At 55.3% G+C, this 18,267-nt stretch carries 17 protein-coding genes and 2 tRNA genes; 9 read left to right on the top strand and 10 right to left on the bottom strand.

Annotated elements, in window-relative coordinates; all coding sequences use genetic code 11:
• Positions 1 to 22: 22 nt before the first annotated feature.
• Positions 23 to 112, bottom strand: a tRNA-Ser gene (locus PUV54_RS08610).
• Between the two features lie 414 nt (positions 113 to 526).
• Between PUV54_RS08610 and PUV54_RS08605 the strand changes: the two genes are divergently transcribed.
• From PUV54_RS08605 to PUV54_RS08590, 4 genes are all read left to right on the top strand, one after another.
• On the top strand, positions 527 to 1,156 hold the full coding sequence (locus PUV54_RS08605) for a 50S ribosomal protein L21 (RefSeq protein ID WP_274491803.1): 630 nt from the start codon (positions 527 to 529) through the stop codon (positions 1,154 to 1,156).
• A 3-nt stretch (positions 1,157 to 1,159) separates the two neighbouring features.
• Positions 1,160 to 1,423 (top strand): 50S ribosomal protein L27, encoded by a 264-nt coding sequence (gene rpmA, locus PUV54_RS08600; protein WP_274491802.1) that lies wholly within the window; start codon positions 1,160 to 1,162, stop codon positions 1,421 to 1,423.
• A gap of 93 nt (positions 1,424 to 1,516) precedes the next feature.
• Complete coding sequence (locus tag PUV54_RS08595) at positions 1,517 to 2,068, top strand: GNAT family N-acetyltransferase (RefSeq protein WP_274491801.1); 552 nt, start codon at positions 1,517 to 1,519, stop codon at positions 2,066 to 2,068.
• Positions 2,069 to 2,427: 359 nt separating this feature from the next.
• Entirely contained in the window at positions 2,428 to 3,510 is a 1,083-nt protein-coding gene (locus PUV54_RS08590) for a DUF2855 family protein (protein ID WP_274491800.1), read from the top strand.
• A 3-nt stretch (positions 3,511 to 3,513) separates the two neighbouring features.
• Here PUV54_RS08590 and PUV54_RS08585 read toward each other — a convergent pair whose 3' ends face one another.
• Together PUV54_RS08585 and PUV54_RS08580 are read right to left on the bottom strand one after the other, a co-directional pair.
• Entirely contained in the window at positions 3,514 to 4,053 is a 540-nt protein-coding gene (locus PUV54_RS08585; RefSeq protein ID WP_274491799.1) for a DsrE family protein, read from the bottom strand.
• 13 nt (positions 4,054 to 4,066) lie between these two features.
• On the bottom strand, positions 4,067 to 5,626 hold the full coding sequence (locus PUV54_RS08580; protein WP_274491798.1) for a bifunctional GNAT family N-acetyltransferase/carbon-nitrogen hydrolase family protein: 1,560 nt from the start codon (positions 5,624 to 5,626) through the stop codon (positions 4,067 to 4,069).
• Positions 5,627 to 5,768: 142 nt separating this feature from the next.
• Between PUV54_RS08580 and PUV54_RS08575 the strand changes: the two genes are divergently transcribed.
• The 4 genes from PUV54_RS08575 (at position 5,769) to PUV54_RS08560 (ending at position 8,633) form a co-directional block, all read left to right on the top strand.
• Positions 5,769 to 6,524, top strand: coding sequence for an enoyl-CoA hydratase/isomerase family protein (locus PUV54_RS08575; protein ID WP_274491797.1), 756 nt, complete (start codon positions 5,769 to 5,771; stop codon positions 6,522 to 6,524).
• Positions 6,521 to 7,186 carry a DsbA family oxidoreductase gene (locus PUV54_RS08570; protein WP_274491796.1) on the top strand — a complete coding sequence of 222 codons (666 nt, stop codon included), beginning with the start codon at positions 6,521 to 6,523 and terminating at the stop codon, positions 7,184 to 7,186. The genes PUV54_RS08575 and PUV54_RS08570 overlap by 4 nt, the downstream gene beginning before the upstream one ends.
• Entirely contained in the window at positions 7,152 to 8,111 is a 960-nt protein-coding gene (locus PUV54_RS08565) for a right-handed parallel beta-helix repeat-containing protein (protein WP_274491795.1), read from the top strand. Before PUV54_RS08570 ends, PUV54_RS08565 begins: the two co-directional genes overlap by 35 nt.
• Positions 8,112 to 8,426: 315 nt before the next feature.
• A complete protein-coding gene (locus PUV54_RS08560) occupies positions 8,427 to 8,633 on the top strand; it encodes a cold-shock protein (protein WP_274491794.1) in 207 nt (68 codons plus the stop codon).
• Positions 8,634 to 8,707: 74 nt separating this feature from the next.
• Here PUV54_RS08560 and PUV54_RS08555 read toward each other — a convergent pair.
• Positions 8,708 to 8,784, bottom strand: a tRNA-Arg gene (locus PUV54_RS08555).
• A gap of 55 nt (positions 8,785 to 8,839) precedes the next feature.
• Here PUV54_RS08555 and PUV54_RS08550 point away from each other — a divergent pair.
• Positions 8,840 to 9,865 carry a TraB/GumN family protein gene (locus PUV54_RS08550; protein ID WP_274491793.1) on the top strand — a complete coding sequence of 342 codons (1,026 nt, stop codon included), beginning with the start codon at positions 8,840 to 8,842 and terminating at the stop codon, positions 9,863 to 9,865.
• A gap of 2 nt (positions 9,866 to 9,867) precedes the next feature.
• On the opposite strand, the gene gyrB is transcribed toward PUV54_RS08550, so the two are convergent.
• The 6 genes from gyrB to mutM all read right to left on the bottom strand — a co-directional run bounded on the left by gyrB (position 9,868) and on the right by mutM (position 18,196).
• Entirely contained in the window at positions 9,868 to 12,279 is a 2,412-nt protein-coding gene (gene gyrB, locus PUV54_RS08545) for a DNA topoisomerase (ATP-hydrolyzing) subunit B (protein ID WP_274491792.1), read from the bottom strand.
• A 13-nt stretch (positions 12,280 to 12,292) separates the two neighbouring features.
• Positions 12,293 to 13,483 carry a DNA replication/repair protein RecF gene (gene recF / locus PUV54_RS08540; RefSeq protein ID WP_274491791.1) on the bottom strand — a complete coding sequence of 397 codons (1,191 nt, stop codon included), beginning with the start codon at positions 13,481 to 13,483 and terminating at the stop codon, positions 12,293 to 12,295.
• Between the two features lie 4 nt (positions 13,484 to 13,487).
• On the bottom strand, positions 13,488 to 14,606 hold the full coding sequence (gene dnaN / locus PUV54_RS08535) for a DNA polymerase III subunit beta (RefSeq protein WP_274491790.1): 1,119 nt from the start codon (positions 14,604 to 14,606) through the stop codon (positions 13,488 to 13,490).
• A 258-nt stretch (positions 14,607 to 14,864) separates the two neighbouring features.
• Positions 14,865 to 16,319 (bottom strand): DnaA ATPase domain-containing protein, encoded by a 1,455-nt coding sequence (locus PUV54_RS08530; protein WP_274491789.1) that lies wholly within the window; start codon positions 16,317 to 16,319, stop codon positions 14,865 to 14,867.
• A gap of 638 nt (positions 16,320 to 16,957) precedes the next feature.
• Positions 16,958 to 17,224 carry a 30S ribosomal protein S20 gene (rpsT, locus tag PUV54_RS08525; protein WP_274491788.1) on the bottom strand — a complete coding sequence of 89 codons (267 nt, stop codon included), beginning with the start codon at positions 17,222 to 17,224 and terminating at the stop codon, positions 16,958 to 16,960.
• Between the two features lie 111 nt (positions 17,225 to 17,335).
• Positions 17,336 to 18,196: a bifunctional DNA-formamidopyrimidine glycosylase/DNA-(apurinic or apyrimidinic site) lyase gene (mutM, locus tag PUV54_RS08520; protein WP_274491787.1), complete on the bottom strand. Its 861-nt coding sequence runs from the start codon at positions 18,194 to 18,196 to the stop codon at positions 17,336 to 17,338.
• Positions 18,197 to 18,267: the final 71 nt, after the last annotated feature.

The following is an 18,267-nucleotide window of genomic DNA, read 5'->3' as shown; positions in this document are numbered from 1 at the left end:
CTATTTGGAGTAGAATTAAGACTGGCGGAGAGAGAGGGATTCGAACCCTCGGAACACTTGCGTGCTCAACGGTTTTCGAGACCGCCCCGTTCGACCACTCCGGCACCTCTCCGCAAGCTGCGCTGGTCACACACAGCCTCTTCCCTAACGAAAGTAACAAAAGTGGTCGAACAAACTGTAAATTGCCGGCTTTGCCGGCGGCCGACCACTCCGTCGCCTCTCCGCAGGGAAGTGGGTGTCTAACCGTTAGGTTTAGACTGCGCAACATGATGCTTTTCAAAGAGCGTGGTCTAACAAACCGTAAATACGCGGCTTTACCGGCAGGCGACCAATTCCGCGCCTCTCTGCATGGAATTGGGTATCTGGCGGCCCGGCTTAGCGCTGGCAACCAGCCCAAACCCACCGCCAGTTCCGGCTTGACGCCCCGCTCTGCACGGGCTAGAGACCGCGCTCCCATAACAACCGGGCGACAGAAACCGGGGCGAAAAAGGACAACGGGGCCGAAACGAGCCCTTCGGAGTCGGATATGTACGCAGTCGTGAAGACTGGCGGTAAGCAGTACCGCGTTTCCAAAGATGATATTTTGCGCGTGGAACGTCTGCCCGGCGAGGCTGGTGATGTCGTAACGCTGGACGACGTTCTGATGGTCGGCGACGGCGGCGATGTGACCGTTGGCGCGCCGAAGGTCGATGGCGCTGCTGTTGCGGCCGAGATTGTCGAGCAGATGCGCGACAAGAAAATCATCGTCTTCAAAAAGCGCCGCCGCCAGAATTACCGCCGCAAGAAAGGCCACCGCCAGCATCTGACGGTCCTGAAAGTAACCGAGATCCTGACGGACGGCGCCAAGGCGAAACCGGCGGCAAAGAAAAAAGCAGCCCCGAAAGCTGAAAAAGCCGCTGAGAAAAAAGAAGCACCGAAGGCTGAAACGAAAGCCGCCGCAAGCGAGGGCGCTGACGATCTGAAACAGCTTTCCGGCGTCGGTCCCGTGCTTGAGAAAAAGCTGATTGAAGCTGGCGTTACGTCCTTCGCGCAGATCGCTACGTGGGGCCCCAGCGAAATCGAAGAGTTTGACGAAAAGCTCTCCTTTAAAGGCCGGATCGAACGCGAAGGCTGGGTTGAGCAGGCAAAAGAACTCGCCAAGGGCGGGAAGGAGTAAGAGATGGCGCATAAAAAGGCAGGCGGTTCCTCCCGCAACGGACGCGACTCGGCCGGACGCCGGTTGGGCGTAAAGAAGTACGGCGGCGAAGATGTCGTTCCTGGCAACATTATCGTGCGCCAGCGCGGCACCAAGTTTCACCCCGGCGACAATGTCGGCATGGGCAAGGACCATACGCTGTTTTCGCTCGTTAACGGCCGGGTAAAGTTCGCTGAAAAGCGCGGCGGCAAGAACTTTGTCTCCGTTATTCCGGGTGATGCAAACTAACGCGCCCTTTAAGGCGCAAGAACGCGCCAAAGGATACAGTTTTGAAGGGAAGGCGCATTTCGCGCTTTCCCTTTTTTGTAATCCGGCCCTGACATGACCATCATTTATACAAAACGCTTTACCTTGCGGCCGATTACTGAAGCTGATGCCCCAGCATTCGCCAAAATCTGCAACGACGAACTGATCGCGCGAAACACGGCGCGTATTCCGCACCCTTACACGCTCGACAACGCGATTGCTTTTACGCGCTACGCCATGAACGCGGTCTCTGAAAAAAAAGAATTTCCTTTCGCTGTCTGCGATGGTGAAACGATCATTGGCTGTAGCGGCGTTCTGCAAGAAGGCGACGCCTGGGAGCTTGGCTACTGGATAGCAAATGACGCCCGAGGTCGCGGCGCAGCCACCGAAGCGGCGAGAGCCACTGTGCAATTCGCTATTCAAGGTTTGTGCGCAAAATCTGTCATCTCCGGTCACTTTACTGACAATATAGTCTCGGGCCGCGTTCTTGAAAAAATCGGTTTCCGATACACTGGCAAATCCGTCACCATGCACTCGCTCGGACGCGGGCGCGAGGTTGAAACACGGCGCATGGAATTGAGCCTTACTGACTTCGAACCACCGCCGGCGTTCAAGGTGACGCCGTGAACGCATGCTGCGGCGCGCATGAAAGCTGTACAACGGCTCTCCCCTTTCAGCTTGTCCTGTTTGGCCCCCGCCAAGGCCTGCAGCCGAATGTTGTAAAACTTCGCCAACGTGTTTTTGTACAACATTTCCAGATACAACATTTCGTTCCTTTTCTTTTCGTACTGTGATGCGTTCGCGCGTCGCATGACGCCTGCACCAATCAGAGAAAGCATCATAAGGCATCCCCGGAAGTGGTGGATAACTACGCACCAAATATGGGATTCCTGTCGATTTTCGCCTCAGAGGATATGTTTGTGCGATCCGTGCTCAACTTAAAGGCGTGACGATGTTAGCCTGCCGGCAAGTAGGAAGGGCGAACCATGACCGAGATCACCGAATTCATCGTTGCGAAGAACGACCTATCGAGCTGGCGCATTGATACGCGCGAGGCGCCATCGCTCAAAAGTGGCGAAATTCTCGCCAAGGTCGATCGTTTTGCGCTGACCGCCAATAACGTCACCTATGGCGTTGTTGGCGAAAAGATCGGTTACTGGAAGTTCTTTCCTGTCGCCAAAGACGATGAAGGAATTATCCCTGTCTGGGGCTTTGCTGATGTCATTCAATCAAGCCATCCGGATATTCCTGTGGGCGACCGGCTCTATGGCTATTTCCCAATGGCGAGCCATCTGGTCATGGCGCCGGCGAAAATCCGCGACGAAAGGCTGTTTGACGGCGCCGCGCACCGGGCTGACTTGCCGCCGGTTTACAACTCTTACGCGCGCGTCAAAGCAGAACCGCATTTTGATAAGGAAATGGATGACGAACGCATGGTGCTGTTTCCGCTCTACGCCACTTCGTACTGCATTTACGATTTTCTGAAAGACAATGGCTGGTTTGAGGCAAAGCAAGTCATTATCCCAAGCGCGTCCAGCAAAACGGCGATTGGCGCCGCCTATGCGATCAAATCCGATCCGATCGCCCCGAAACTTGTTGGACTCACATCGTCGCGCAACAAACAGGCGGTCGAAAAATTAAAGCTCTACGATAATGTGCTGACTTATGATGATGTTGCTGCAATAGATACGGCAAGTCCTGCCGTCATTGTCGACATGTCTGGCAATGGAAAACTGCTGGGCGAACTGCACAAGGCCCTTGGCGACAATATGAAGTACACATCGAATGTTGGCGTCACACACTATAACGCCAATAACATGGGACCGGATTTCATTCGTGAACGCAGCGCCATGTTTTTTGCGCCGGGCCATATTCAAAAACGCACGCAGGAATGGGGCCCCGGCGCGTTTGAAAAGCAGGCGTTTGCTTTCTGGAAAGACGCGGCGATCAAATCCCGCGACTGGCTTGTTATCCGCAGAGAGAACGGCGCCAAAGCCGTTGAAAAGGCATGGGCCGAAGTTCTTGAAGGCAAAACGCCAGCGGACGCAGCGTGGGTGGTAGGGTTTTAAATCCTAAAACGGATTGATCGCGTATCCTTCCTGTTGCAACAGAACATGCGCGGTCATGGCCGATATGGCCATTTCAACACCAGGCAACAAGTCGTCATTCGCAACTTCGTAATAAGCAGCGCTCTGGCCGCAGACGATTATCCGCACACCCTTGCCTGTTAACGCCTCGATCAGGGCCGCATTGGCGTTTTCGCCGCCTATTGCATCCGCATAGCGGGCAGCTTTCGAGACATCATAAACCGCCTTGCCATGCACGACCACGGCGGCGTCAATATCCTCAACCGGCACGCCCGTACGTGCATGCATATTGATAAAGCGCGCCGCGGAAACGAGCGTGCGGTTCAGCTCGCCTGCATCCGCCCCCTTGCTGACATCAAAACTGATGCGCATTTTAGCGCCGTCAGGAATAATCAGTTCGTTATCGACATTGGCGACAGGGCCAAAATCTTCAAACACAGGGCCGGTACTAAACTTTTCGTTTTGCGCATGTACAGACGCCGCTAAAAAAACCATCCCAATGGCGATTTGAAGAAGTAATTTCAATTTATAATTCCTTTCAAACACGCCGGCCTTTCCAGCGAACATTATAAAGATCAAAACGGCGGTTCTTCAGGTTTTGCACCGCGCCGGACTGACGACTGATCAACAGATCCTGCAAGCTCAAGTCTGCAAGCGCCACCGTTTCCGTATTAGGCGCGGTATCCGCCGCAACGCCGTCGCGCGCGAATGCAAAATCCGACGGCGTCAGGATACAGCTTTCCGCATAGTGGATATCCATATTTTCGACATTCGGCAGATTGCCGACAACGCCGGATAAAACCACATAGCACTGGTTTTCTACAGCCCGCGCCTGACAACAATAGCGGACCCGCAAGTAACCGCGCCGTTCATCAGTACACATGGGTACAAAGAGCAGCATGGCGCCCTGGTCAACGAGGTGCCGGGCGATTTCCGGGAACTCAGAGTCGTAACAAATCATCACGCCGATAGGGCCGCAGTCGGTTGGAATGACGCTCGCACCCTCGCCGCCCTTGATGTTCCACCAGGTTGTTTCGGCCGGCGTCGGATGCAGTTTTTCCTGAGAATACATGGAGCCGTCACGCAGAAAGACGTAACAGACATTGTGAATCTCGCCGTTATCCACCTTTGTCGGGTGCGACCCGCCGATGATATTAATGTTATAAGAAACGGCAAGCTTGCCCATGAAGTTGCAATACCGCTCCTTGTATTCCGCAATTTTCTCAATGGCCGGCGCCGGCGCCAGCTTTTCCGTTTCGAGCGACAGCAATTGCAGCGTGAACAGTTCAGGGAACACGACGAAGTCAGCTTTATAGTCCGCCGCCACATCGACAAAATATTCAACCTGTTCTTCAAACTCGCGAATGCGTGAGATTTTACGCATCTGGAACTGTACCGTTGCGACCCGTACGTTTTCCGGCAGGCGAGAGTCCGGTCTGGTCGATTTCTGCGGCGCCACTTCCGGCGCAAGCGGATTGCGCCAGATCATGTGCACGGCGTAACCTTTGGATGCATGATCCTCGGGCAGATAATTGGGCAACATGCCGATCGGCTCGAACCCTTGCGCGAGCTGAAAGTTGATCACCTGATCCTTGATTTGTTTTTCAACGACTGCGTTCACGTAGTCGAGCGGATTTGGGTAGTCTTTTTCCCGCCGCGCATATCCGGGCAAGCGCCCGCCAAAGACGATGCCTTTGAGCTCCATATACTCGCACAACTCACGCCGGAGTTTGTAAAACCGCTGACCGATGCGAAGGCGCCGCGCCGACGGATCAACGCTCACCTCCATGCCGTAAAGATAATCGCCGTTCGGGTCATGGCGGGACGCAAATCCCCCGCCGGTAATCTCCATCCAGCTATGCGGCTGCATCACCGGTTCTTCGGGGATAATGAACGTCGCACAGTAGCCGACGACTTTTCCCTCATATTCGGCGAGAAACTGACCTTCGGGAAAGTTGTTGATCTGTCCGCGAATTTCATCTTCCGCCGAGGCTTCCTTGTCGCCGTAAACGCGCCGCGACAGAGCGGCGATGTCAGGTACGTCGGAAAGTTCGGCATTGCGGACGACAAGCTTGGGTTTTCTTTCAACTTCGGACATAGATCACGGGGGGTTAAGCGCCTTTAAGTTTGCGCGTCACGACTAGCACGCCACGCCCCGGGGCGGCAATCAATTGCTGTGTTTGCCGGTCGACCTGGGCCGAAGACGCCGTTACGGTCTTTAAAAAGCACAGGTGAGAAAAATGAGCGCTGAACTTGTCCAATCGAAAACCGAAAACAATGTCGCCGCCATAACTCTGAACCGCCCGGACGCGCTTAATGCGTTTACGCCCGACCTGTTGCGCGCGCTGATCAGCGCACTGGAAGCGGCGGAGAAAAGCGCTCGGGTTATCATCCTGGAAGGCGCCGGACGCGCCTTTTCCGCCGGTGTCGATTTGAAACTGCTGCAAGGCGCAACCTTTAAGGAAGGCAAAGTCGATGACGTATTCGACGGCGCATCCTTCGCCGCTGTGGAAGCCATTCGTCATGCATCGGTGCCGGTCATCGCCAAGGTGCACGGTTTTTGTTTTACCGGAGCGCTGGAGCTGGCGCTGCACGCTGATTTTATCCTGACAACGGCGGACACAAAGTTTGGCGACACGCACGCCAAATGGGGTCTGCGTCCAAGCTGGGGCATGAGCCAGAACCTTGCCCGCGCCGTAGGCGTCAGGCGCGCCCGCGAACTTTCATTTACTGCAGCGACGTTTTCCGGCGCTGACGCAGAACGCTGGGGGCTCGCAACCGCCGTTTTTGCCGACAAAGATGCGCTGGATGCCGAAACGCACAAACGGGCCGCCGCCATCGCAGAGGCAAGTCCCGGCGCCATTGCCGCTTATAAGGACCTTTATCGTCTGCACGAAGAAAACCGTCCGCTCGAGAGCGCGCTTGAGGAAGAAGTGGCGAGAAACTACCCCGACATCACCGACACCATGGACCGGCTGAAAGGGATTGCGCAGTGACGACGCCAACCAACACCCGCCCGAGATTGCTCGTCGATATCGTCTCCGATCCGGTTTGCCCGTGGTGTTATGTGGGGTTGAAGTCATTTCAGCTTGCGCGCGACCGGCTTGCCGAGGAGTACATCGTCCTGCCGCGCATCCGGGCGTATCAGCTTAACCCGGACACGCCGGCGGCTGGCGTCGACCGGCGCGCCTATTATGCAAAGAAATTTCCTGACGAAGCGCAACGTGCGGAAATGGTCCACCAGTTGAAAGCAGCCGCCATGGGCGCCGGTTTCACATTCGACCCCTTAAAACCAGCGCACCTTCCAAATACTTTAAAAGCTCATCAACTGATCAGGCTGGCCCATTTTGACGGCGCGCAGGAAAGGCTCGCTGCGGCGCTGTACGCCGCCTATTGGGACAATGCCGACAATATCGGTGATGACGAAACACTGCTCAACATTGCGGAGGATGCCGGCCTCGACAAGGACAATGCGAAACGCGATCTCGAAAACGCGGCCAGCGCAAACGAAGTCAGATCCGAAGCAGGGGCGTGCAGACAGGCCGGCGTCACCGGCGTGCCGACTTTCATCGTCAACGAGCGAACGGGCTTTTCCGGCGCACTGCCCCCAGGGCGGCTTGCCGATGCGTTGCGCCAGGCGGCGACCGCCGCCGCGTAAAATTTTCACGCAATGGTCTGAATATTGCGCTATGCTGCAGATGATGAAACTCGCATTAACTCTTTTCGCCGCTCTTTTGCTGATCTCCCAGCCGTCGTGGGCGGATGTTCGTGTTGATAACGCGAACGCCCTGGAGCGCGCCGTACGGAATGGTGAGTCAGGCGAGGTCATTTATGTCGTTGCAGGGCGTTATGATCTTAGCGACCTGAAAATCCCTCGTGACTTGTCGCTTATCGGGGAAGAAGGCGTCACTTTCTTTTCTTCGCAACCCGTGGCGAAAGGCATCTTGAACCCGCTTTGGGATGCAAGCTTGCACGTTGAGAACATCCGCTTTGAAGGCGCCACATCACCGGACCTTAATGGCGCCGGCATTCGCCATGACGGCGTCAATCTGACGGCGATCAACTGCACTTTCGAAAATAATGAAAACGGTATTCTAGCGACAGGTCAGGAACACGGGAAAGTCGTCATCCAAAGCTCACAGTTTATCGGCAACGGTTATGGCGATGGGTATTCTCACGGCATTTACCTCTCAAGCGGCGCCGTGCTGGAGATCACCAGCAGCAGTTTCGTCGGCACCAAAATCGGTCACCATGTGAAATCACTCGCTGCAACAACCACAATCCACGGTTCGTCCTTTGACGATGCAAATGGAAAAACAAGTTACGCCGTCGATGCATCGCGTGGCGGCGCCGTTTCAATTACCGGCAGCAGTTTCACCCAGGCTGCTGACGCCGATAATTCAACATTGTTCAATTATGATCTTTCCCGCGGCGGCGATGCCATTTCGCTTGAAATCAGCGGCAACCGCATCATTAACCGCAAACGCAATGGCCGAATTCTACGCAATGACACGGCGCTTGCGCCCACTATTGAGAACAATGACATTATCAACGAGCGTGGGGGAACGCTGCAGCCGCAATAACGCACGCGCGTAACCTCTTGTGAAAAAATAACACCTGCCTCTTTCAGGTCGACAAAAATGCTACAATTTTAGAACTTTCATCATTATCCGATGATGTTTCCATATTTTAACGGCAATCCAATGGCGCGCACTGAGCGCAGTCTTGACGCCGCCAAAGAGCTGTATTCTAAATCTTGTGCGACTTTGTTTTGACTGACCTTACGACTCCGCCCCGTTTCCGGGCGACTGGCCGAACTAAGATCCCAAGACATGGTTGCCTACCAAGGCCCTGTGCACGAGCGCGCGGGGACGACGCCATGAATAGGAGATCGACGAATGGCTACAGGCGCTGTCAAATGGTTCAACGCCACAAAAGGATATGGATTTATCGCCCCTGACGACGGCGGCAAAGACGTATTCGTACATATATCCGCGGTTAAAGAAGCCGGCATGCCCGACTTGCAGGAAGGGCAGCGCGTTTCTTACGAGTTGGTGGATCAACGCGGAAAAACATCAGCGGGAAACCTTAAATCTGCGGAATAAACTCCGCTGACTGACAAACTGTAAAAGCCGCCGCAATATTGCCGGCGGCTTTTTTGTTCCTGACTGAACCGTAATGGCGGACCCGATAGGATTCGAACCTATGGCCTCTGCCTTCGGAGGGCAGCGCTCTATCCAGCTGAGCTACGGGTCCTGAGGAAGCGAGGGTTTACGCGATCAGACAGCCCCCGGCAAGGGCGCGAAAGCTCATGAAATCACGTCATCATTTCGCCCTCTTGATGGTCCAGGTTCTGGATGCGAAAAGAAACACCGTAGTAATGAAAGCGACAATAATGGCGAAGTATACGCTCCTAGGCCTGGCAGCCAGCTTTTTGGCGATCATATCGCCGGTGATGGCTCAGGCGCCCGCCGCAACGCTCGACATTTCAACAGATACTGCAACGCCTGCCATGTGGCGTGTCGCCGACGCCGACTCCGAATATATTCTGCTAGGCACGTTTCATATTTTGCCAGCCACGCTTGATTGGCGCACTGATGCGCTCAACGCCGCTCTCGAACAAGCTGAAACCGTTTACTTTGAGGTCGAGGCTGATGCGCCGGACACAGAGTCGGTCGCTCTTAATGTCGTCATGACTAAAGGGTTCTATCAAGCCGGGGAAACGCTTTCAGGTCTGCTCGGCGACGCGGATACGCAGGAGCTGCAGGAGATTACAACAGAGCTTGGCCTGCCCTTTTCAGCTGTAAATTCCATGCGTCCATGGAATGCGTTTTTGACGCTCAGCGTACAATTCATCATCAATCAGGGTTTTGATCCGGGTTCAGGCGTCGATTCAGTGTTGTTAAAAGAAGCCCGTGAAAATGGAAAAGAAATGCGTTTCTTTGAAACACTTGAGGAACAGCTTTCTTTTTTCACAGGCCTCGATCCGGAAGTTGAAAAAAACCTTCTCCGCGTGACCATCCGCGAGTGGGATGATCAACAGGCCGCCTTCGATGAGTTATTTGCAGCGTGGACAAACGGCGATGTGGACTTTGTGGATGAGCAGATGAATGACGCCATGCGCGAACAGGCTCCGGAAGTCTATGAACGTCTTATTGTCGAGCGCAACAAAGTCTGGGCCGAGGAGTTGGACGCTGCCCTGAAAAATGAAGCCGGAACCGGTCTTGTCGCCGTTGGCGCTGGTCATTTGGTGGGCGGCGAGTTTTCCGTCCCCGCGCTGCTCGCCGCGAAGGGCTATGAAGTAACACCTTATGGCGAGTGGACGGAAAGCCAGTAAACCTAAACGTCCAGCGCCGCAGACAACGCATTGTCTTGGATGAACTCACGTCGCGGCTCGACAATATCGCCCATGAGCCGCGAGAAAATGTCGTCCGCATCGTCAGCGGCTTTCACTTTCACCTGCAGTAGCATCCGTGCGTTTTCATCGAGCGTCGTTTCCCAGAGCTGATCCGGGTTCATTTCACCCAGCCCCTTATAGCGCTGTACATTGACGCCTTTTTCGCCGCCGGAACGCGCCGCCTTTAACAAGCTGTTCGGGCCGGTGATCCGCACGCGCTGTTCTTTTCTGCGCCATTCGGCGGGTTTTGTGAAAATATCTGCAAGCTCGATCATGCCGGCCTGCACTTTTTTCGCATCCGCCGACAACAGGAGGTCGCGCGGCAGCACATGCCGCTCGGTTACGCCGCGCAACTCGCGCTCGAATGTGTAACCGCCCTCGCCATCCGGCGCGCCTTTCCAGCCTTGCTCGAATTCTTCGGCGATCATGTCGAGACGCGTCGCAACCTTATCCGCCAACGCTTGCGCTTCATCGTCGTCCGGCGCCTCTTTCAGCGCCTTTGCAAGCGCCGCCTGTACAATAATGTCGCGTGAGAACCGCAACGGAAATTCCTCAATCGAATTTCTAACCTTGCGCGCCTTGGCGATCAGGTCTGCAAGGTCAGGCCCGGCAATTGCTTCACCGCTATCGAGAGCAAGCGCCGCATCTGTAATGCCGTCCGCATAAAGGTGATCTTCGAGCGCAGCATCATCGAGCAGATACTGCTCTGACTTGCCGCGAGAAATTTTATAGAGCGGAGGTTGTGCAATATAGAGATGCCCGCGACGGATAAGCTCCGGCATTTGCCGGAAGAAAAACGTCAGCAACAGCGTTCTGATGTGGGCGCCGTCAACGTCGGCGTCGGTCATGATGACAATCTTGTGGTAACGCAACTTGTCGGGATCAAAATCGTCACGGCCTACGCCCGTGCCGAGCGCGGTAATAAGCGTACCGATTTCCTGACTCGAAAGCATCTTGTCAAAACGGGCGCGCTCAACATTCAAGATCTTGCCGCGCAGAGGCAACACGGCCTGATTTTCGCGGTTACGCGCCTGTTTCGCCGAACCACCCGCAGAGTCACCCTCGACAATGAAAAGCTCGGACTTCGCCGGATCGCGCTCCTGACAATCCGCAAGCTTGCCGGGTAGCGACGCCACGTCCAGCGCCGATTTGCGCCGCGTAAGCTCACGCGCCTTTCGCGCCGCCTCACGCGCCGCAGCAGCCTCAACGATTTTCTGGACGATGCGTTTCGCCTCGCCAGGCGTTTCCTCAAACCACTCGCCGAGCTTTTCGCTGACAGAACTCTCAACCACCGGACGCACTTCCGACGAAACCAGCTTGTCTTTCGTTTGCGACGAAAATTTCGGGTCCGGCACTTTCACGGACAGAACGCACGTCAGACCCTCGCGCGCATCGTCGCCGGTCAGCGAGACTTTTTCTTTCTTTGCGATACCCGAGGTCTGTGCGTAACTGTTTATAATACGCGTCAACGCCGCGCGAAAACCGGCAAGGTGCGTGCCGCCATCACGTTGCGGAATGTTATTGGTGAAGCACAGCACTTTTTCGTGGTAGCTGTCATTCCACCACATGGCGACTTCAACACTGATGCCCTCTCGCTCAAGAGAGAAAGAAACCGGCTCACTGATGAGCGATGTTTTCGCATCATCAAGATAGCGTACAAACTCAACCAGACCGCCGTCATAGAGCATGTGCTCTTCACGGGCCTCAACATGGCGTTTGTCGATCAGTTTGATGGAAACGCCGGAGTTGAGGAACGCGAGTTCACGCAGACGGTGTTCCAATGTATCAAAATCAAATTCGGTGCCAGTGAAAATCTGGTCTGACGGCAAGAATGTCAGCTCCGTGCCGGTTTTCACGGAATCCCCGACAACTGCGAGATCCGCTTCTGGCTCGCCCATGCGGAACCGCATGGAATGCTCTTTACCGTTGCGGTAAATTTTGAGTTCCAGCCATTCGGAAAGCGCGTTCACCACTGAAACGCCAACACCATGCAGGCCACCCGACACCTTGTAGGAATTCTGGTCGAACTTCCCGCCCGCATGAAGCTGCGTCATGATCACTTGCGCGGCGGAAACACCCTCTTCGGCATGAATTTGCGTCGGGATGCCTCTGCCATTGTCAGTGACAGTCACCGAACCGTTTTCATTGAGGATCACCTCAACCGTGTCGCAATAGCCGGCCAGCGCCTCGTCAATGGCGTTGTCGACAACTTCATACACCATATGGTGCAGACCCGACCCGTCGTCAGTGTCGCCGATATACATGCCTGGGCGCTTACGAACGGCGTCGAGACCTTTTAGAACCTTGATCGAGTCGGCGCCGTACTCTTCATTCGGCGCGGCGTTATTCGCCATGATATTTTCTTTCTTACGTCAGTGTTTCATGAAGCGCGCCATCGCGCGCCTCGAAATGCTGGGCGCGCGATCCCCACGCCTCAAACAATGTTTTGTCCGTCCCCGTCATGAACGTTTGAAACCCGAGCTCGTCGAGTATTGAAAAAAGCGCCGCACGGCGATCAGGGTCGAGATGCGCAGCGATTTCATCAAGCAGGAGAATGAGGGGCGCCCCTGCATTTTTTTCTGCAAGCGCACGTGCGTTCGCCAACACCAGCCCGATCAGCAAGGCTTTCTGCTCGCCCGTCGAACACAGCTTCGCCGGACGGCCCTTGGCGCGATGCACCGCGATCAAATCTGAACGGTGCGGTCCGCAAAGCGCACGCCCCGCCTCAGCGTCAAGCCGGCGGCGATTTTTCAGCTTTACGACAAATTCCTGTTCGACAGCTTCCTGCGTTTGCGCGCCGAGCGCTTCTTCCAACTCGCCATCGAGGGAAATGTCCGCCGCCGGAAACACATCATCGTTTTCCGCAACGGCCGCCACGGCAAGACGCGACGTCATCGCACGGCGCGCCGCAGCAACGGCGGCGCCTGCCTCAGCCATCTGCGCCTCAACAGCACCAAGCCATTCATCGTCACGCGCGCCCTCTTCCAACAGACGCTGGCGCTGGCGCATCGCCTGTTCATAAGCGTTCGAACGCCGCCCGTGCATAGGATCATGCGCGAGCGTCATGCGATCAAGAAAACGCCGCCGCTCGCCTGCGCCTTCCATAAAGAGCCTGTCCTGCGCCGGCGTCAGCCACATGAAACGCAAGTGCTCGGCAAAAGCGCCGGGTCCCGATGCATCGGCATCGTCAATGCGGCATACGCGACGCGACGGGTTGGAGGCGTTGGCGCCGACGCCAAAGCGGCGCTCATCCTCGCCATCGTCAACACGCGCAGAGACCGCCCACCCGCCGGAACCGTCAATGCGCGGGAGTTCATCAAGCTTGGCGCCGCGAATACCGCGCCCCGGACCGATCAGGGAAATCGCCTCAAGAATATTGGTCTTGCCTGCGCCGTTGGGCCCAAAAATGGCTGCCGGCCTGCCGTCAAAATCGATTTCTGTTCGTGCATACGACCGAAAATCCGTAACGGTCAAACGCCTGATACGCGCGCACGCGCCGGATGCCGGATCGACACCCGCCTCACGCTCGTCCCAATTTTTGACAGCGGCTTCGCTCAAATCATCACACCCTTAACGGCATCAATACATAAAGCGCGCGCTCGTCCTCTTCATCGAGGATAACAGTCGGCGAGGACGGGTCGGCGAGTTTGAACGTTCCCGTTTCACCGTCAATCTGCTGCGCGACGTCAAGGAGGTAGCGCGCGTTAAAGCCGATCTCCAACGGATCACCGCCATAGTCGACGGACAGCTCTTCAAGCGCCGAACCCGCTTCGGGGTTGTTTACAGCTAAACGCAGCCGGTCAGATTCAAGCGCAAGCTTTACTGAACGCGTACGGTCTGCGGACACGGTTGAAACGCGATCGACCGCTTGCGCGAAATCCTTCGTTTCCACACGCAAGACGTTGGCGTTACCCTTCGGAATAACGCGCTCATAATCCGGGAACGACCCGTCAATTAGTTTGGAGGTCAGATAGCCAGCGCCAAACCCAAACCGGATCTTCGCAGAGGAAACGGCGATTTCAACATTCTCCTCAGCGTCCTCAAGCAGCCGGCCCAGTTCCGCGATGGCTTTGCGCGGCACGATAACGCCCGGCATGGCGCTGGCGCCGTCAGGCAGCGGCGCATCGATGCGCGCAAGCCGGTGACCATCCGTCGCTGCAGCGCGCAAAGCAGGCGCATCGTCATCGGTATGCGCGTGCAGATAAACGCCGTTGAGATAGTAACGCGTCTCCTCCTGAGACATGGCGAAACGCGCCTTGCCCAACAGCCGGCGCAAATCAGACGTCGGCATGGAAAACCGCGTTTCGAGATCATCCGTTGAAAGGCTCGGAAAATCGTCCTCTGGCAGGACGGCGAGTGCGAACTGCGAGCGTCCGGACGACACCTGAAGCCGCCCCTCCTCCGACGAAAGCTCGAGACGAACCTGCGCCCCGTCAGGAAGACGTTTGACAATCTCAAACAAAGTCAGCGCCGAAACAGTCGTCGCGCCCTTGCCGGCGACATCGGCAGGCGCTTCTTCGGAAATTTCAATATCTAGATCCGTTGCTGTCAGTATCAGCGCGCCGCCGTCAGCCTGCAGCAATACGTTGGACAAAATCGGAATTGTGTTCCGGCGCTCAACGACGCTTTGCACATGCCCTAACGCTTTAGCCAGGGCGGTCCGTTCTATAGTGACTTTCATTCGGAATGCTCTCTCGAAATGGTCTTTAGCGCCCTTAAATCGCGCAATTTATGTGGTCCAAATTACCGGCGGAGCGCCATTGGAAAACGCTCTTGAGCGCTCTCTTCCGGCGACGCCGGCGCAGCGAATCGCCGTGCGGAATTCATAGGCTGATTATAGCCGAAACACCCCCTAAAAAGCTAGCGCCGGCGCTGATTTCCAGCGCCGGCGACGGGGTGGTAATGATCTGTTTTTCAAGCGCTTTTAAGAGCCCCGAAATTAGCCCTCGAGCGCCTCTCTGATGCGCTTGACGCCGTCTTGAAAGGCCTTGTCCCGCTCCAGCAAGGCCTGAGCCCGGCGATAGGAACTCATGACTGTTGTATGGTCGCGTTTGAGCGCCTTGCCGATGCGCGGGAACGACTCTTTCAAGACCTCGCGCGCGCACCAGACGACCGCATGACGCGCCCTCACAATGCGCTGAGGCTGGGAACGGCCGGTCATGTCTTCAAGTTTCAATCCAAAAGCCTCGGCGCCAGCCGCAATGGCGTCATCAATTGTTGAAATCCGCTTACGATCTTCAAGACGCGACTTTAAAATCGACTTGGCTTCGTCGAGATCAACGACAACCTCTTCGCCGCCATACATCAACAACAACTGATTAAGCGCGCCGATTGTTTCTCGCGTGCTTTGCGAGAATGTGCGCGCGATAAACGCAAGAACCTCTTCGCTAATGGCGCATTTAGCCGTGCTTTGTTCAACGCGCTTTTGCAGCACCGCCATACGCAAAGCTTCATCCCCCTGGTGGATTGGCGCGCAGATGCCGCCGGCGAGACGGTCGGCGATACGCTGATTGATACCCGCTTCCGCCAATTTTGCGGGTGGAAGTTCTCCGGCGATGACAACCTGTTTGCCGCTGTCGAGCGCTGCATCGATCACGATCAGTAATTCCTCCTGTGTTCTGTTTTTGCCTGTTAAAAAATGAATGTCGTCGAAAGCAATATAGTCATACGCCAACAATGCCTTGTGAAGCGCCTGGGTGGCATTCGCCCACACTGCGCTAACGCACGCGTTTACGAGATTGTTGTACGTGACATACCCCGGCGCGCCGCGCTCGCCGCGCTTCAGCAGTTCATGGGCGATCGCCTGCAACAGGTGCGTCTTGCCTACGCCGGAAGGGCCGTAGAAATAAATCAGCTCTTTTGGACGGCCTTCCGCCATGGCTTCTTGAGCCGCCGCCCATGCGATCCGGTTAGATGACGCTACAGCGAAAGCGTCGAATGTCCGCCGCGGGTCGAGCGCGGTCGCAATGCCGTCAAAGTTCTGCTCCTTTTCGGCCGCTGGCTGAGCAACCTGGCCGCTAGCAGAGGCATGGGAAGGCGCGGCATAGGCGCTCCCTGATGCGCGCTTTTCTTCTTGTGCATCCACTTTTGCCGCGTGTGCGCTTAAATTCTTAAGAACCGTCAGCCGCATGTTGCGAAAGGGGCCAACTTCCTTTCGCCAGGTATCGGCAAGCACCGGGAAGAAGCGATGATCAAGCATATCGCGTTTCGCTTCAGACCCGGTTGAAAGAGTTACGCACTCTTCACTGAACTCCGCCAACCCCAAATCTACAAACCAGGATTTATACTTTGCCTCGCCAACGCGCGTGCGAAGCGCCGCGTGATACCGTTTGAAAAGCTCCGAATGATTTTGCCCGGGAAAAGGAAGACCGCCTGTTGTTTTTTCGTTGTTCATTTTGTCGCCCGAATTTGAAGTCAAGTTCACACCATGCGCGCATGTTGAAAGCCACGCAACGCACATATGGCTTTATTGGAATATTTGTTTTCGGCGAGACGCCGCCGACGCGAGTACGAATATTGTCGCTTAAAGCAAAAGCGGATCCGCTTCCCTAATCGTTTGCTTTCGATCGAACTTTAGGAAGCCGCCGTTTTTCATTTTGCTTATCCCCGACCAAACTAAGCGCTAATGACGCGCCTAAACGTCAGTCACCTCGCTTGAGGCAATTGTGACCGACTGAAAAACGCTATTCAAACTAAAAACTGAGCCTTGCGGAAAATCATCCGCATCCGTCGTATTGACTATACTTAGTCTAGATAAACTTAAGGATGAGCGTCAAGCTTTGATTCGCCTTTTGTGTCGAATTTTTTACACGCTTGAACTTCGCTAATCCCCTTACAAAATCACGCTTGCAACAAAAACAAACTGTTACGAACGGAACAACACGAAGAACCATAACGCGCAATTTTTGCTCTCGCAATATGTGCGCTCGATACATCAAAGGCGCTTATGAACTTTGGAAATTGCTCATTAGAAAAAAGCATGTCGCAACAGTGTGCGACATGCGTGAACCTTACAATAAAATAAGACGGTTTTTAAGCGGCAATCGCTTTAATGCGCGACGATAAACGCGACAGTTTCCGTGAAACTGTTTTCTGGTGAAAGATGCCTTTGGTAACAGCACGGTGCATCTCCGGTTGAGCAGCTTTAAACGCCGTTTCGGCAGCGCTTTTATCGCCGGATGCAATAGCTTCTTCCACCTTGCGAAGGAATGAACGCACGCGCGAGCGGCGTGATTTGTTCACTGCAGTGCGGCGCGCGATTTTGCGTACCATTTTCTTGGCGGAAGTCGTGTTAGCCATCTTTGATTTCACTCAATGTTATCAGCCGCTAATGGCGGCGCGAGCGGGCGTATATAGCGGCGGGCATAGGGTGCGTCAACACGCAAATACGCCTTATTTTCCGCCAATTTCTCACCGCTGACAGCGGCTGCAAAAAAAGGTCGATCTGCCCGCCTGAACGACCCTGCTGATCGGATTAGCGCATTGTCTGCAGGCTTCCCCTTCACGATCGTAAACGTCAAATCGATGCTGAAAGTACCCGAGCTCACCCTCAGCGCTGGCGAAGTCCCTGAGGGAGGAGCCGCCCGCCTCTATGGCGTCCCTCAATACGCTAACGATTTCAACGCAAAGGCGTTCGCCGCGCTTGCCGGCGACTGACCCGGCCTTGCGCCTGGGCGATATGCGAGAGCGATACAGCGCTTCGCAAACATAGATATTACCGAGCCCCGCCACGATCCGCTGATCAAGGAGGGCCGCCTTGATCGGAGTAGATTTACCTTTGAGGGCCGCGTTTAGCGACGCCGCCGAGAATTGATTACTGAGCGGTTCAGGCCCCATTCCCTTAAAATGCTTGCACTTTTCAAGGTCTGCCACAGCGGCGAGATCCATGAAGCCGAACCGGCGCGGATCATTATAGGTAATGACCGCGGGATGAGCGCCCGCCATATGAAAGATCACATGATCATGTTTTTGAGCGCAGTTTTGCGCTGCGTGGAATCGTCCAGGCTTTTTAATGCTGTCAGCAGTGACCGTAAATCGCCCGGACATGCCCAGATGCATGACGAGTATTTCACCGGTTGAGAGCCTGGCGGTTAAATATTTCCCTCTGCGATCAAGTGCTTCGATGCTAGCGCCGATCAGGCGGTTGGCAAAGCCTGCGGGCAAGGGAAAGCGCAAATCGGGCCGCCTCAACTCAACACGCCTGAAGACCGCTCCCTCCATCACTGGGGCGAGCCCTCGCCGCACCGTTTCAACCTCAGGAAGTTCAGGCAATAGAGGACGCCCTTTCACCGTTTGGATAACAAAAGACCCTCAACGCGAGGCATTGAGGGTCCAGTTTAGAG

The sequence above is a fragment of the Hyphococcus flavus genome, assembly GCF_028748065.1.
Lineage (GTDB): Bacteria > Pseudomonadota > Alphaproteobacteria > Caulobacterales > Parvularculaceae > Hyphococcus > Hyphococcus flavus.
The sequence above is the reverse complement of the archived record's forward strand: the minus strand, read 5'-3'. Positions and strand labels throughout refer to the sequence as shown.